The sequence below is a fragment of the Streptomyces sp. NPDC052225 genome, assembly GCF_040679615.1.
GTDB lineage: Bacteria > Actinomycetota > Actinomycetes > Streptomycetales > Streptomycetaceae > Streptomyces.
Genome location: NZ_JBFAVD010000003.1, coordinates 219168 through 233270, shown reverse-complemented (window position 1 = coordinate 233270; position 14103 = coordinate 219168). Strand labels below are relative to the sequence as shown.

Genomic DNA, 14103 nt, shown 5'->3' with positions numbered 1-14103 from the left:
CTACCGTCAGCCTTCCCTGAGTTGACGCCGCAGGATCTTCCCGGACGCGGCGCGCGGCACCCCGTCGATGAAGGTGACGCGGCGGACCTTCTTGTACGGGGCGACGCGTTCGGCGACGTACGCCCTCACCTCGTCCTCGCCGAGCGAGGGGTCGGAGCGGACGACGAAGGCCTTCGGGATCTCGTTGCCGTCGTCGTCGGTGACGCCGATGACGGCCGCGTCGGCGATGCCGTCGTGGGTGAGCAGAAGAGCCTCCAGCTCGGCGGGGGCGACCTGGAAGCCCTTGTACTTGATGAGTTCCTTGACCCGGTCGACGACGAACAGCCAGCCCTCGTCGTCGACCCGGCCGACGTCGCCGGTGTGCACCCAGCCGTCGCGGTCGATCATGTCGGCGGTGGCCTGGGGGCGGCCGAGGTAGCCCTTCATGACCTGCGGGCCGCGGACGAGCACCTCGCCGGGCTCGCCGGGGGCCGCGTCCTCGCCGGGGTCGTCGAGGGAGAGGATCCGCATCTCGGTCGACGCGATGAGCTTGCCGACGGCGCCGGGCGGCGGGTTCTTCGCCGCGAGCGGGACGACGTGGGTGCCGGGCGAGAGTTCCGTCATGCCGTACGCCTGCCCGACGGGCGGCAGGCCGAGCCGGTGCGAGCAGGCCTGCGCGAGCTCGGCGTCCAGCGGGGCGGCGGCGCTGATGATGTAGCGGAGCGAGGAGAGGTCGTAGCCCTCGACCGCGGGGTGCTTGGCGAGGGCGAGGACGATCGGCGGGGCCACGTACAGGCCGGTGATGCGGTGCTTCTCGATCGCCGCGAGGAACTGGTCGAGGTCGAAGCGGGGCAGGACGACGACGGTCGCGCCCTGCCGCAGCGGGGCGTTCATCAGGGCGGTCAGGCCGTAGATGTGGAAGAAGGGCAGGACCGCGAGGATGCGGTCGTCGGGGCCCATCGGCATGAGGGGTTCGAGCTGGGCGAGGTTGGTGGCGATGTTGCGGTGGGTGAGCATGACGCCCTTTGGGACGCCGGTGGTGCCCGACGAGTACGGCAGCGCGGCGACGTCCTCGGCGGGGTCGATGGCGATGTCCGGCTCGGGCGCGTCCGTGCCGAGCATCTCCATGAGCGAGCGGTGCCCCGAGCCGCCGGCCGGGTCGCAGACGAATATCTCCCGTACGCCGCCCGCGAGTTCGGCCGCGGTGCGGGCCACTTCCACGAACGGGGTCAGGGTGACGATCCAGCTCGCGGCGGCGTCGCGCAGTTGTCGCGCGAACTCCTCGGGCGTGGCCAGCGGGTGGACGGTGGTGACCGAGGCTCCGGCGCGTGTGGCGGCGTAGAAGGCGATCGGGTAGGCGATGGTGTTCGGGCTGTGCAGGGCCACGACGTCGCCCTTGCGGACGCCCGCGTCGGCGAGGGCCGCCGCGATCCTGCGGTGGTACTGGTCGACCTGGGCGTAGGTGAGGCTCGCGCCGCTCACCCCGTCGACGAGGGCGGGGGCGTCGCCGCGGGCGGCGGCTCCCCCGAGCACGGCGTCGTGAATGGGCTCGTCGACGACGGCCACGTCCTCGTACTCACTCCGGTACACCATGCCAACTCCTCGTCCGACTGGGGCGGTTGGGGATCAGTACGACTTGGGCAGTCCCAGCGTCTGGTGGGACACGTAGTTGAGGATCATCTCCCGGCTGACCGGGGCGATACGGGCCACGCGTGAGCCGGTGATGAGGCCCGCGAGGCCGAACTCCTTGGTGAGGCCGTTGCCGCCGAGGGTGTGGACGGCCTGGTCGACGGCGCGCACGCAGGCCTCGGCGGCCGCGTACTTGGCCATGTTGGCGGCCTCTCCGGCGCCGATGTCGTCGCCCGCGTCGTAGAGCCGGGCCGCCTTCTGCATCATCAGGCGGGCCAGTTCCAGTTCGATGTGGACCTGGGCGAGGGGGTGGGCGATGGCCTGGTGGGCACCGATGGGGGTCTTCCACACGGTGCGCTCACGGGCGTACGAGACGGCCTTGGCCAGCGCGTACCGGCCCATGCCGATGGCGAAGGCGGCGGTCATGATGCGCTCCGGGTTGAGCCCGGCGAAGAGCTGGAGCAGTCCGGCGTCCTCGTCACCCACCAGAGCGTCGGCCGGAAGCCGCACGTCGTCAAGGGTCAGCTCGAACTGCTTCTCCGCGGCCTGGAGTTCCATGTCGATCTGACGGCGCTCGAAGCCCGGCGCGTCGCGCGGGACGATGAACAGGCACGGCTTGAGGTTGCCGGTGCGGGCATCGGACGTGCGGCCCACGATGAGGGTGGCGTCGGCGATGTCGACGCCGGAGATGAACACCTTGCGGCCGTTCAACACCCAGGTGCCGTCGTCGTCGCGGCGGGCCGTGGTGGTGATCCGGTGCGAGTTGGAGCCGGCGTCGGGCTCGGTGATGCCGAACGCCATGGTGCGGCTGCCGTCGGCGAGCCCCGGCAGCCAGGCCCGCTTCTGCGCCTCGGTGCCGAAGCGGGAGATCACGGTGCCGCAGATCGCGGGCGAGACGACCATCATCAGCAGCGGCGACCCGGCGGCCCCCAACTCCTCCAGGACGATGGAGAGTTCGGATATGCCGCTGCCGCCGCCCCCGTACTCCTCGGGCAGGTTCACGCCGAGGTAGCCGAGCCCCGCGGCCTCCGCCCACAGCTCCTCGGGGTGCTCTCCCGCGTCGGCGACGCGGGCGAGGTAGTCGCGGCCGTACCGCTTGCCGAGCGCGGCGACGGCGGCGCGCAGCGCCTGGTGCTCTTCGGTTTCGAGGACGTTGTGGACGGTCGGAGCGGTCACTTCTGTTCCTCCTGTACGACGGCGAGCAGCGCGCCGACCTCGACCTGACGGCCGACGGCGGCGTGCAGAGCGGTGAGCGTTCCGGAGGCGGGAGCGCAGATGCGGTGCTCCATCTTCATGGCCTCCAGCCAGATCAGGGGCTGTCCGGTGGTGACGGCGGCGCCTTCGGCGAGCCCTTCGGCGACGCGGACGACGGTGCCGGGCATGGGGGCGAGCAGGGAGCCGGGGGCGCGCTGCTCGCTCGGGTCGGTGAAGCGGGGCAGGGCGGTGAGGGCGACCTCGTTGACGTACACCCGGCCATCGCCGTAGGCGGCGACGGTGAACTTTCTTTGGACACCGCCGGCTTCGAGCACGACGCGGGTGGGCGAGGCGTGCACGACGCGGACGCCGTCGGCGGCCAGGCCCGCACGGGTGTGCCGGTAGCGGACCTCGTGCTCGGTGCCGTCGGGTTCGGTGCGGTAGCGGCGGATCTGCGGCTGCGACGGCACGTTGCGGAAGCCGCCGAAACGGTGGCCGCCCGCGGTGGCGAGGGCTGCGGCGAGCGGCGCGTACGGGTCCTCGCGCGCCGTCGTCAGCTCGCCGAGATGGCGTTCGTAGAACCCGGTGTCCATCCGGGCGCCGGTGAACTCGGGGTGGCGCAGGGACCGTACGAGCAGGTCGCGGTTGGTGACGGGGCCGTGCACCTCGGCGCGCTCCAGGGCTCCGGCGAGGGCGCGGACGGCGGCGGCGCGGGTGGGCGCGTACGCGACGACCTTGGCGAGCATGGCGTCGTAGTGCACGCCGATCGGGTCGCCGTCGGTGTACCCGGTGTCGAGCCGGACGCCGCCAGGGACGGACAGCCGGTGCAGGGTGCCGGTCTGCGGGGCGAAGCCTGCGGCGGGGTCCTCGGCGTACAGGCGGGCCTCGACGGCGTGCCCGTGCGGCGCCGGGGGTTCGGGGCCGAGCGGCTCGCCCTCCGCGATGCGCAGTTGCAGGGCGACGAGGTCGAGGCCGAACACGGCCTCGGTGACGGGGTGTTCGACCTGGAGCCGGGTGTTCATCTCCAGGAAGTGGGCGGTGCCGTCCGCGACGAGGAACTCGACGGTGCCGGCGCCGACGTACCCGGTGGCGCGCACGGCCCGCTCCGCCATCTCGTACATGGCATCGCGTACATCAGTGATGAGGTCCGGTGCGGGCGCCTCCTCGATCACTTTCTGGTGGCGGCGCTGCAACGAGCAGTCCCGCGTGCCGAGCACCCACACCGTCCCGTGCGCGTCGGCGAGCACCTGCACCTCGACGTGACGGCCGCCCTCCACGTACGGCTCGACGAACACCTCACCGTCACCGAAGGCGGACAGCGCCTCGGCGCGGGCGACCTCCAGCTCCCCGGGCAGGTCGGCGAGGTCCCGCACGACCCGCATCCCGCGCCCGCCACCACCGGCGGCGGCCTTCACGAGCACGGGCAGATCGGCGTCGGTCACCTCGCCCAGCGGCGTGATGCCCATCAGCTCCTTGGCGCGGGTCTTCGACGCCATCGCCTCGATGGCCTCGGGCGGCGGCCCGATCCAGACGAGCCCGGCGTCGGTGACGGCCCGCGCGAAGTCGGCGTTCTCGGACAGGAACCCGTACCCGGGGTGCACGGCGTCGGCGCCCGCGTCGAGCGCGGCCTTCACTACGAGGTCGGCGCGCAGATACGTCTCGGCGGGGGTCGCGCCCGGCAGCCGTACGGCGAGGTCGGCCTCGCGCACGTGCAGCGCGCCCGCGTCCGGGTCGGAGTGCACCGCGACGGTCCGTATGCCCAGCTCACGGCAGGTGCGGAAGACGCGGCAGGCGATCTCGCCGCGGTTGGCCACAAGAACACGGGAGAGGAGGGTCATGGGGGCTCACATCCTGAAGACGCCGAAGCCGCCGCGGGCGCCCTCGTACGGTGCGGTGTGGATCGCGGACAGGCAGATGCCGAGGACGGTGCGGGTGTCGCGCGGGTCGATGACGCCGTCGTCGTAGAGCCGCCCGGACAGGAACATCGGCAGCGACTCGGCCTCGATCTGCTGCTCGACCATGGCGCGCAGCGCGGCGTCCGCGTCATCGTCGTACGGCTGCCCCTTGGCGGCGGCGGACTGCCGGGCCACGATGCTCAGCACGCCGGCGAGCTGCTGCGGCCCCATGACGGCGGACTTGGCGCTCGGCCAGGCGAAGAGGAAGCGGGGGTCGTAGGCGCGCCCGCACATGCCGTAGTGCCCGGCGCCGTACGACGCCCCCATGAGCACGGACAGATGAGGCACCCGGGAGTTGGAGACGGCATTGATCATCATCGACCCGTGCTTGATGATGCCGCCCTGCTCGTACTCCTTGCCGACCATGTAGCCGGTGGTGTTGTGCAGGAAGAGCAGCGGGATGTCGCGCTGGTTGGCGAGCTGGATGAACTGGGCGGCCTTCTGCGACTCCTCGCTGAACAGCACGCCCTGCGCGTTGGCGAGGATGCCGATCGGGTAGCCGTGAAGGGCTGCCCACCCGGTGACGAGGGAGGCCCCGTACAGCGGCTTGAACTCGTCGAAGTCCGATCCGTCGACGATCCGGGCGATGACCTCGCGCGGGTCGAACGGCACCTTCAGATCCTCGGGCACGATCCCGAGCAGCTCTTCGGGGTCGTACGTGGGGGGCGCCGCCGGGGCCGGATCGGCGTACGCCTTGCGGTGGTTGAGGCGGGCGACGACGCGACGCGCCTGCCGGATCGCGTCCTGTTCGTCGAGGGCGAAGCAGTCGGCGAGCCCGGAGGTGCGGGCGTGCATCTCGGCGCCACCGAGCGATTCGTCGTCGCTCTCCTCGCCGGTGGCCATCTTCACGAGCGGCGGCCCGCCGAGGAAGACCTTCGCCCGGTCCTTCACCATGATCACGTGGTCGGACATGCCGGGGATGTACGCGCCTCCGGCGGTGGAGTTGCCGAAGACGACGGCGACGGTCGGTATCCCGGCGGCCGAGAGCCGGGTGATGTCGCGGAAGATCCCGCCGCCAGGGATGAAGATCTCCTTCTGGGAGGGGAGATCGGCGCCGCCGGACTCGACGAGCGAGACGCAGGGCAGCCGGTTGGCGTACGCGATCTCGTTGGCGCGCAGGGCCTTCTTCAGGGACCAGGGGTTGCTGGCGCCGCCGCGCACGGTCGGGTCGTTGGCGGTGACGAGACACTCCACGCCCTCGATCACGCCGATACCGGTGACGAGGGAGGCGCCGACGGTGTAGTCGCTGCCCCAGGCGGCGAGCGGCGACAGCTCCAGGAACGGGGTGTCGGGATCGAGCAGCAGCTCGATCCGCTCGCGGGCGAGCAGCTTCCCGCGCTTGCGGTGCCGTTGGACGTACTTCTCACCACCCCCGTCGAGTGCCTTCGCATGCTCGGCGTCGAGTGCGGTGAGCTTGTCGAGCAGGGCGGCGCGGCGGGCGCCGTACTCGTCGGACCGGGTGTCCAGGGCGCTGGCCAGGACGGTCACAGGAGTGCCTCCGGTAGGTCGAGGTGGCGGGAGCGCAGCCATTCGCCGAGGCCCTTGGCCTGCGGATCGAAGCGGGCCTGCGCGGCGACGCCCTCGCCGAGGATGCCCTCGACGGTGAAGTTCAGGGCGCGAAGACGGGGCAGGACATGCCGCGAGACGCGCAACGCACGCGTCTCCGGCAGGAGTTGCTTGAGGACGTCGACGGTGAGGGTGTGCACGAGCCAGCGCCAGGCGTCGTCGCTCCCGACCCACACACCGATGTTGGCGTCGCCGCCCTTGTCGCCGCTGCGGGCTCCGGCGAGGAGACCGAGGGGTGCGCGGCGGGTGGGGCCGGGCGGCAGGGGTGCGGGCAGTTCGGGTTCCGCGACGGGTTCGAGGGGCAGCGTGGGACCGTCGTACGCGTTCAGGGCGATGCGCTCACCACCGGGCAGCACGGCGGTGTGCGGCACGTCGCGCCGGTCGACGTACGCGGCCTCGAAGACGCCGTAGGGGGCGCCCTTGCCGGGCGGGGCGGTGACGTGGAAACCCGGGTAGGACCCGAGGGCGAGCTCCACGGCGGCACCGCTCAGCGCCCGCCCGACGGCGTCCTGCTCCTGATCCCGTACGACGAGACGCAGCAGGGCGCTGGCGGCTTCCTCGGTGTCGGCGTCGGGCCGATCGGTGCGCGCCAGCTCCCAACGGACATGCTCCGGGCGCGACTTGGCCCGCTCGAAGGCGTCCTCCATCTGCCGCCGCACCAGCTCGGCCTTGGCGTCGATGTCGAGTCCGGTGAGCACGAACACGACCTCGTTGCGGAAGCCGCCGAGCCGGTTGAGGCCGACCTTGAGCGTGGGCGGGGGCGCCTCGCCGCGTACGCCGTGGATGCGTACCCGGTCGGGCCCGTCCTGGGCGAGGGCGACGGTGTCGAGCCGGACGGTGACATCGGGCCCGGCGTACCGGGCGCCCCCGGTCTCGTACAGAAGCTGGGCGGTGACGGTACCGACGTCGACGAGTCCGCCGGTGCCGGGGTGCTTCGTGACGACGGCGGACCCGTCGGGGTGAATCTCGGCGAGGGGGAAGCCCGGACGCGCCAATGCCTCTGCGTGGGCTGCGAAGTGGGAGTAGTTGCCGCCGGTGGCCTGGGTCCCGCACTCCAGGACGTGCCCGGCGACGACGGCCCCGGCGAGCTTGTCGTACTCCCCCGCGCCCCACCCGAAGTGCCAGGCGGCGGGCCCGCTGACCAGGGCGGCGTCGGTGACGCGCCCGGTGACCACGATGTCGGCCCCGGCGTCGAGACAGGCGGTGATCCCGGCGCCGCCGAGATAGGCGTTGGCGGTGAGGGCTCCGGGGAAGCGCCCGGTGCCGAGCAGATCGTCCCCTTCCACATGCGCCACACGCACCGGTATGCGCAGCCGCTCCCCCAACTCCCCTATGGCCGAGGCGAGCCCCCTCGGATTGAGTCCGCCGGCGTTGGCCACGATCTTCACGCCGCGCTCGACGGCGAGCCCGAGGCACTCCTCCAACTGCCGCAGGAAGGTACGGGCATAGCCGCGCGCCGGATCCTTGAGGCGGTCGCGGCCGAGGATGAGCATGGTCAGCTCGGCGAGGTAGTCACCGGTGAGGACGTCGAGGTCGCCGCCGTCCAGCATCTCCTTCATGGCGTCGAACCGGTCGCCGTAGAAGCCGGAGGCGTTGCCGATCCGCAGCGGTGCGGTGCTCATCGCGTCCCCTTCGCGGGCCGCCCCGGCCCGGGCGGTCCGGCGAAGGCCTGGGCGATGTCGAGCCAGCGGTCGGCGTCGGGGCCTTCGGCGCGTACGTCGAGGTCGTCGCGGTGGGCGCGCTGGGTGACGAGCAGGCAGAAGTCGAGCGCGGACCCGGTGACGCGCTGGGCGGCGCCTTCAGGCCCATGAACCCACAACGCACCACTGGGCAACGGCAGTTCGACGCGGAACTCCTCCCCCGGTACGTCGAGGCCCCGCACCCCGAAGGCGAAGTCCCGGGCGCGCACGCCGATCCGGGCGATGTGCCGCAGCCGATCGGTGGGGACGCGGACGACACCGAGCGCGTCGGCCACGTCCTGCCCGTGCGCCCAGGTCTCCATGAGCCGCCCGGTGGCCATCGAGGCGGCGGACATGGGCGGCCCGTACCAGGGGAACTTGGCCTTGCTCGCGGCGGCGGCGCGCATCGCCTTCTGCAACCGCTCCCGCCCGTCCCGCCACCCGGCGAGCAGCACGTCCAGCGGCTGCGCGGCCCCTTCCTCGGCCCCGTCGTCGACGAACGACTCCGGCGCGGCAACGGCCTTCGCGACCTCACCGGCGAAGGCGTCCTGGTCCTCGACGGCGAGCAGGGCGGCGCGGTCGGTCCAGGCGAGATGGGCGATCTGATGAGCGACGGTCCAGCGCGGCGCGGGCGTGTCGAGCGACCACTCGCCGACCCCCAACTCCCTCACCAGGGAATCGAGTTCCTCGCTCTCGTCCCGCAAGTCATCGAACACAGAGGGCTGTTCGGACACGATGCGCTCCCCTTCGGGCACAGCGGTGTGCGGCGTGCCTGGAGCATGGCAGCGCGGGGAGAAACAATCAAGCGTGCTTGCATGAAAAAGAGCGCCGACTCGACACGCACCCACCCGCTCCGAGGGTCAGCAGGTCATCGGACGAGCCCCTTGACGCCGTCGAGGGCTTCCCGCATCACGTCACCCATCGGGCGCTCGTCGGCAGCCTCGACCCAGCGCTCGAAGCCGACCTTGAAGACGGCGATGCCGACCTCGGCGGCGAGGCTCGCGTCCGGCGCCTCGACGCCGCGCTCGCGCAGGGCGCCCGCGAGGGCGGCGGCCATCGAGGCGAGCTTGATCAGTTCGCGCTCCTGGAGTTCGGCGGTGGCCGCGATCACGGCCTGCCGCTGCCGCGCGAACTCACGGCGCCCGGTGAACACCTCACCGACCGCGTCGAGCCCGACGGCCAGCGCACCGAGGGGGCCGAGTCCGCCCGGAGCCTCGGCGACGGCGCGTACGAACAACGCCTCCAGCTCCCCGGATCCGGCGAACAGCACCTCGCGCTTGTCGGCGTAGTGCCGGAAGAAGGTCCGCTCCGTGAGCCCGGCCCGCTGGGCGATCCCGGCGACGGTGGTCTGCTCGAAACCGCGCTCGGCGTAGAGCTCCATTGCCGCCTTCGCCAGGCGTTCGCGCGTGTTCGGCTCCCATCGACCCATGCCGAGATCGTACGTGATGACAGTCCCTGACATCGGTGTTACGGTCGATGACAGGCACTGACATCACTGGTGCCGCAACCATAAAGGGGCCCACTCATGCGCATCTTCGTGACCGGCGCGTCCGGCTGGATCGGATCCGCCGCCGTGCCCGAGCTCATCGACGCGGGACACCAGGTCGTCGGCCTGGCCCGCTCCGAGGCGGCCGCCGCCGCGATCGCCGCGGCCGGGGGCGAGGTCGTCCGCGGCAGCGTCGACGACCTCGACGTCCTGCGGGACGCGGCCGCCGCGTCGGACGGGGTGATCCACCTCGCCTTCAAGCACGACATCGCCTTCACCGGCGACTTCCAGGGCGCCGCGGAGGCGGACCGGCGGGCGGTCGACGCGTTCGCCGACGCCCTCGCCGGGACGGACCGTCCCTTCGTCCTGGCGTCCGGAGTGGTCGGCATGGCGCCCGGTCGCGTGGCGACCGAGCGGGACATGCCGGGGGACGACGGGTCGCCGGCCTCACTGCGCGGGGTGACCGCCGGGGCGGTCCTGGGCCTCGCCTCGCGGGGCGTGCGCTCGTCCGTCGTACGGATCTCGCCGACGGCCCACGGCGACGGCGACCAGGGGTTCATGGCGGCGCTGGTGGGCGTGGCCCGCGCGAAGGGGTTCTCCGGCTACGTCGGTGACGGCGCCCAGCGCTGGCCGGCCGTGCACCGCCTGGACGCGGCGCGGCTGTTCCGGCTCGCCGCGGAGAAGGCGCCGGCCGGCTCGGTCCTGCACGCCGTGGCGGACGAGGGGGTCGCGATCCGCGACGTGGCCGAGGTGATCGGCCGCCACCTCGATGTACCCGTACGGTCCGTCGCCCCCGAGGACGCGGCCGCGCACTTCGGGTTCCTGGGCCCCCTGCTCAGCCTGGACAGCCCGGCGTCGAACGCGCTGACCCGCGCCCTCGTGGGCTGGGAACCGACGCACCCTGGCCTGCTGGAGGACATGGACAAGGGCCACTACTTCACGGCGTGACGAACGGCCCGGCTCACTCGCGCCCCTCGGCGGTGCACACGCACACGCGGTTGCCCTCCGGGTCGGCGAGCACGGTGTACGAGGGCGCGTGCTCGGCGTCGACCACGGTGCCCCCGGCGGCGACCGCGGCCTCGATGCGCGAAGCCGCCTCCTCCGGTGCGAGCCAGAGGTCGAGGTGCCAGCGCTGACGGGGCACGGCGTGGGCGTCGGTGCGCTGGAACCAGACGTTGGGGACGCGGCTGTCGGGATCCATGACGTCACCGTGGACGACATGGTCCGGGGAGCCGGTGAGAAGGGCGGCCCAGAAGGGCCCGGCCCGCTCGAAGTCGGCCGAGTCCAGGGCGAGTTCGAGCTGAGCGACGTCACGCGGGGCGGCGTCAAGGCCGAGCCGCAGGGCCGCCGCACTCACCTCCCGGGCGAGCCGAAGATCCCCCTCGGTGATCCACCGCCCACCGCCCTCGTCCACGGTGCACAGGGAAACCTCGACGAACCGGCCGCCCACCCGCACCTCCGGCTCCCGCCCGGCGGCCTGCGCGATGTCGGCGATCGCGGCCACAAAGGCGGCCCCTTCCGCGAAGCCGCCCACGCGGTACCGCGCGACAAGCGGCTGAGCCAGCTTCCGCCAGTCCCCCAGCCCCTCCGCGACAGCGGCCAGAACCTGCGTCGTCCCGAGTCCCGTCATGGGGCGATCCTCCCGCAGGGACGGCGCAGATGAGGCACGTATCTGTTGCGGACGGAGGATTTCGTGAGCCACCGCGTGGAGCGGCAACAGGTCTTCGTCCGGCCGGGTTCGTTCCCGTGCACGGCCTGCGTCCATGAGGCGGCGCCGCGTTGTCGTTCGGCGGCAACTCGGCACGGACGGCTTCCCCGGCGCCGGGCACGCCCTGCTGTACGCGTACGGAAAGGTCCCGCAACTCGACACCGTGCAGCCGGACACCGCACGTGGGTCCGAATTCACCCATGCCGGAGCCCAGTTGGTGAAGTACCGTGCTCACCCGCACTGGACGGACAAGGCAGCCCTGGCCGCCGAGCCGTCCGGCGACCCGATCCGCGCCATCGCCCGCGACCTCTGACCGTTACGGAGTGACCGTGAACGCCGACATCAACGGGGAAGCCCCCTTCTGCGGCGGACCACCTGCTGTGACGCCGCTCGACGAGGACGCTCCCGTCCTGGCCGTGCGGGAGCGGGTGGCCGGCCGGGAGCTGCCGGGGCCGGTCGCCGCGGACGACGTGGCGACGGTGGAGCGGATGGTGGGGCACCCGATGCCCCGGCTCCTGCGGAGGCTGTACCGCGAGGTGGCCAACGGGGGCTTCGGTTCGTGGGACGTGGTGTCGCTGACGGACACCGGTGACTGGTTCAGCGACTGTGCCGACATCACGGAGGCGTACGGCGACTTCGCCGATCCCGAGAAGCCGCTTCCGCCGGGGCTCGTTCCGCTCATGGACCGGGGCTGCGCGATGTGGGCACTGATCGACTTCAGAACCGCCGACGGGCAGATGTGGGACTGGGACCCCACCCTGTGCTGCACGGAACACGCCCTGGCCCCGCTCGGGCAGTCGCTGGCCGAATGGCTCACCGCCTGGCTGGACGGCACCGAACCGGACGGCCCCTACCCGCACCGCGAGCAGGCCGCGAAGGAGTGTCCCGCGCGCTGACGGTGGGCCCCGGGCGGCCCGTCAGTCGAGGGGTGGCGGTACCTTGCCGCCCACCTGTGTACGTACCGCGCCCATGCTCGCCGCGATGACCAGGGCGATCGCCATCGCCTGGACCCAGGTCAGCGCCTGGCTGAGGACCAGGAAGCCGGCGAAGGCCGCGATGGCCGGTTCGAGACTCATCATGACGGCGAACGTGGATGCGGGCAGGCGGCGCAGGGCGATGAGTTCGAGGGTGTACGGGAGGACCGAGGAGAGGATCGCGACCCCCGCGCCCAGGCCGATCGTGACCGGGTCGAGGAGCTTGCCGCCCGAGGCCGTCACGCCGAGCGGGAGGCAGAGCACCGCCGCCACCGCCATCGCGAGGGCGAGTCCGTCGGCCTGCGGGAAGCGGCGGCCCGTGCGGGCGCTGAAGACGATGTACGTGGCCCACATGCCGCCCGCCGAGAGCGCGAACGCGACACCCACCAGGTCGAGGCCGCCGAGCCCGTCGCCCGCTCCGCCGAGCAGGAAGACGCCGCACAGGGCGAGGCCGGCCCAGAGGAAGTTGATCGCGCGCCGGGAGGCGATCACGGAGAGCGCCAGCGGGCCGAGGACCTCGAAGGTGACCGCGAGGCCCAGCGGGATGCGGGCCGCGGCCTGGTAGAAGAGCAGGTTCATCGCGCCCATGGCGATGCCGAACGCGACGACCGTGCCCCAGTCCGTACGGGAGTGGCCGCGCAGCCGGGGGCGGCAGACCACGAGCAGGACGAGCGCCGCCACCACCAGGCGCAGCGTCACCACGCCGACCGCCCCCGCGCGCGGCATCAGGCTCACCGCGAGCGCGCCGCCGAACTGGACCGAGACGCACCCCGTGAGGACCAGGCCGACCGGGCCGAGTGCGCCGCGGCGGCGGGTCACGGGCGCGCCGCCGGTCGCCTCGGCAGCCGGGGCCTGGGGCGTCCGGGGCGCCTTGGTCTCCATGCCGCTCACACGTTCACCCCTCGGTTCGGTTCGGTTCAGCGCAGCGCAGTGCACTGCAATGGACTTTACAGGGCAACCCAGTGGACTGGCGTGCCGCCTCGAACCTCCACGCTAGGACCCCGCACCGCGCCGCGTGAAATGCCTTCTGCGCTCCGCTTATGCTCGGTAGACATGACCAGGGAACTGGAACTCCGTCACCTGCGCTGCTTCCTGGCGGTCGCCGACGAGGGCAACGTCACGCGCGCCGCCGCCCGCCTCCGCCTCACCCAGCCCGCCGTCTCCCGCACCCTCGCCGCGCTGGAGGACACGCTCGGCGTACGGCTCGTCGACCGCTCCACGCACCACCTCGAGCTCACCCCTGAGGGCCACGCGTTCCGCGAGAAGGCGGGTGTCGCCGTCGCCGCGTTCGAGGACGCGGTGGCCGCCGCCCGTTCCGCACACCGGCCGCTGCGCCTCGGCCACGCCTGGTCGGCGGCGGGCGCCTACACGACCCCGCTGCTGCGGCGCTGGCGGGCCGCCCACCCGGACGTGCCCCTCGAACTGCTGCGGATCGACGACCGTACGGCCGGGCTCACGCGCGGCGCCGTCGACGTCGCGCTGCTGCGCGGGCGGGTCGACGCGGCCGGCCTGGTGACCGAGCTGCTGTACGAGGAGGAACGCGTCGCCGCGGTGCCCGCCGACAGCGCGCTTGCGCACCGCGAACAGGTCCGGCTCGCCGATCTCACCGGTGAAGTGATGGTCCTGAACACGGTCTCCGGGACGACCTCGCTCGATCTGTGGCCGGCTGAGGTGCGGCCCGCCGCGACGCTGACCGTGGCCAACACGGATGACTGGCTCGCCGCGATCGCCTCCGGGCAGGGGGTGGGGGTGACGTCCTCTGCGACGGTGGGGATGCATCCTCATCCGGGGGTTGTGTACGTGGGGTTGTGTGATGCGCCTGCGGTGCCGGTTCTTCTGGCTCGGCGGCAGGGGGCGCCGGGGCATCCCGCCGCCGCCGATTTGATTGCCTTGGCCCATGACGTGGCTGATGGAGGTCTCGGCTGAGGTCGCG

13 protein-coding genes are annotated in these 14103 nt (G+C 72.5%); 4 read left to right on the top strand and 9 right to left on the bottom strand.

Features of this window, described 5'->3' with window-relative positions:
* Window positions 1–6 precede the first annotated feature (6 nt).
* From AB0L37_RS06705 to AB0L37_RS06675, 7 genes are all read right to left on the bottom strand, one after another.
* Window positions 7–1569, bottom strand: coding sequence for a 4-coumarate--CoA ligase family protein (locus AB0L37_RS06705; RefSeq protein ID WP_365501442.1), 1563 nt, complete (start codon window positions 1567–1569; stop codon window positions 7–9).
* Between the two features lie 36 nt (window positions 1570–1605).
* On the bottom strand, window positions 1606–2784 hold the full coding sequence (locus tag AB0L37_RS06700) for an acyl-CoA dehydrogenase family protein (protein WP_365501058.1): 1179 nt from the start codon (window positions 2782–2784) through the stop codon (window positions 1606–1608).
* Complete coding sequence (locus AB0L37_RS06695; protein ID WP_365501056.1) at window positions 2781–4640, bottom strand: biotin carboxylase N-terminal domain-containing protein; 1860 nt, start codon at window positions 4638–4640, stop codon at window positions 2781–2783. The genes AB0L37_RS06700 and AB0L37_RS06695 overlap by 4 nt, the downstream gene beginning before the upstream one ends.
* A 6-nt stretch (window positions 4641–4646) precedes the next feature.
* On the bottom strand, window positions 4647–6245 hold the full coding sequence (locus AB0L37_RS06690) for a carboxyl transferase domain-containing protein (protein ID WP_365501054.1): 1599 nt from the start codon (window positions 6243–6245) through the stop codon (window positions 4647–4649).
* Window positions 6242–7945, bottom strand: a complete 1704-nt coding sequence (locus AB0L37_RS06685) for an acyclic terpene utilization AtuA family protein (protein WP_365501051.1) — start codon at window positions 7943–7945, stop codon at window positions 6242–6244. The genes AB0L37_RS06690 and AB0L37_RS06685 overlap by 4 nt, the downstream gene beginning before the upstream one ends.
* Window positions 7942–8736 carry a TIGR03084 family metal-binding protein gene (locus tag AB0L37_RS06680; protein WP_365501049.1) on the bottom strand — a complete coding sequence of 265 codons (795 nt, stop codon included), beginning with the start codon at window positions 8734–8736 and terminating at the stop codon, window positions 7942–7944. The genes AB0L37_RS06685 and AB0L37_RS06680 overlap by 4 nt, the downstream gene beginning before the upstream one ends.
* A gap of 134 nt (window positions 8737–8870) precedes the next feature.
* A complete protein-coding gene (locus AB0L37_RS06675) occupies window positions 8871–9431 on the bottom strand; it encodes a TetR family transcriptional regulator (protein ID WP_365501047.1) in 561 nt (186 codons plus the stop codon).
* Between the two features lie 96 nt (window positions 9432–9527).
* Between AB0L37_RS06675 and AB0L37_RS06670 the strand changes: the two genes are divergently transcribed.
* Entirely contained in the window at window positions 9528–10436 is a 909-nt protein-coding gene (locus AB0L37_RS06670) for an SDR family oxidoreductase (RefSeq protein ID WP_365501045.1), read from the top strand.
* A 13-nt stretch (window positions 10437–10449) separates the two neighbouring features.
* On the opposite strand, the gene AB0L37_RS06665 is transcribed toward AB0L37_RS06670, so the two are convergent.
* Window positions 10450–11118, bottom strand: a complete 669-nt coding sequence (locus tag AB0L37_RS06665) for a VOC family protein (RefSeq protein WP_365501043.1) — start codon at window positions 11116–11118, stop codon at window positions 10450–10452.
* Between the two features lie 133 nt (window positions 11119–11251).
* Here AB0L37_RS06665 and AB0L37_RS06660 point away from each other — a divergent pair, with 133 nt between their 5' ends.
* Complete coding sequence (locus AB0L37_RS06660; RefSeq protein ID WP_365501041.1) at window positions 11252–11509, top strand: DNA-binding protein; 258 nt, start codon at window positions 11252–11254, stop codon at window positions 11507–11509.
* Window positions 11510–11525: 16 nt separating this feature from the next.
* Window positions 11526–12092, top strand: a complete 567-nt coding sequence (locus AB0L37_RS06655) for an SMI1/KNR4 family protein (protein WP_365501039.1) — start codon at window positions 11526–11528, stop codon at window positions 12090–12092.
* Window positions 12093–12113: 21 nt separating this feature from the next.
* Here the strand turns inward: AB0L37_RS06655 and AB0L37_RS06650 are convergent, their stop codons facing one another.
* Entirely contained in the window at window positions 12114–13052 is a 939-nt protein-coding gene (locus AB0L37_RS06650) for an EamA family transporter (protein WP_365501440.1), read from the bottom strand.
* Between the two features lie 171 nt (window positions 13053–13223).
* Between AB0L37_RS06650 and AB0L37_RS06645 the strand changes: the two genes are divergently transcribed.
* Entirely contained in the window at window positions 13224–14096 is an 873-nt protein-coding gene (locus tag AB0L37_RS06645; RefSeq protein WP_365501037.1) for a LysR family transcriptional regulator, read from the top strand.
* The last annotated feature ends 7 nt before the right edge of the window (window positions 14097–14103 follow it).

Excerpts from the sequence above, each read along its gene's own strand:
- AB0L37_RS06695 (WP_365501056.1), bottom strand. The coding sequence starts at position 4,640 with ATGACCCTCCTCTCCCGTGTTCTTGTGGCCAACCGCGGCGAGATCGCC.
- AB0L37_RS06685 (WP_365501051.1), bottom strand. The coding sequence starts at position 7,945 with ATGAGCACCGCACCGCTGCGGATCGGCAACGCCTCCGGCTTCTACGGC.
- AB0L37_RS06675 (WP_365501047.1), bottom strand. The coding sequence starts at position 9,431 with ATGGGTCGATGGGAGCCGAACACGCGCGAACGCCTGGCGAAGGCGGCA.
- AB0L37_RS06670 (WP_365501045.1), top strand. The coding sequence starts at position 9,528 with ATGCGCATCTTCGTGACCGGCGCGTCCGGCTGGATCGGATCCGCCGCC.
- AB0L37_RS06665 (WP_365501043.1), bottom strand. The coding sequence starts at position 11,118 with ATGACGGGACTCGGGACGACGCAGGTTCTGGCCGCTGTCGCGGAGGGG.
- AB0L37_RS06660 (WP_365501041.1), top strand. The coding sequence starts at position 11,252 with ATGAGGCGGCGCCGCGTTGTCGTTCGGCGGCAACTCGGCACGGACGGC.
- AB0L37_RS06650 (WP_365501440.1), bottom strand. The coding sequence starts at position 13,052 with ATGGAGACCAAGGCGCCCCGGACGCCCCAGGCCCCGGCTGCCGAGGCG.
- AB0L37_RS06645 (WP_365501037.1), top strand. The coding sequence starts at position 13,224 with ATGACCAGGGAACTGGAACTCCGTCACCTGCGCTGCTTCCTGGCGGTC.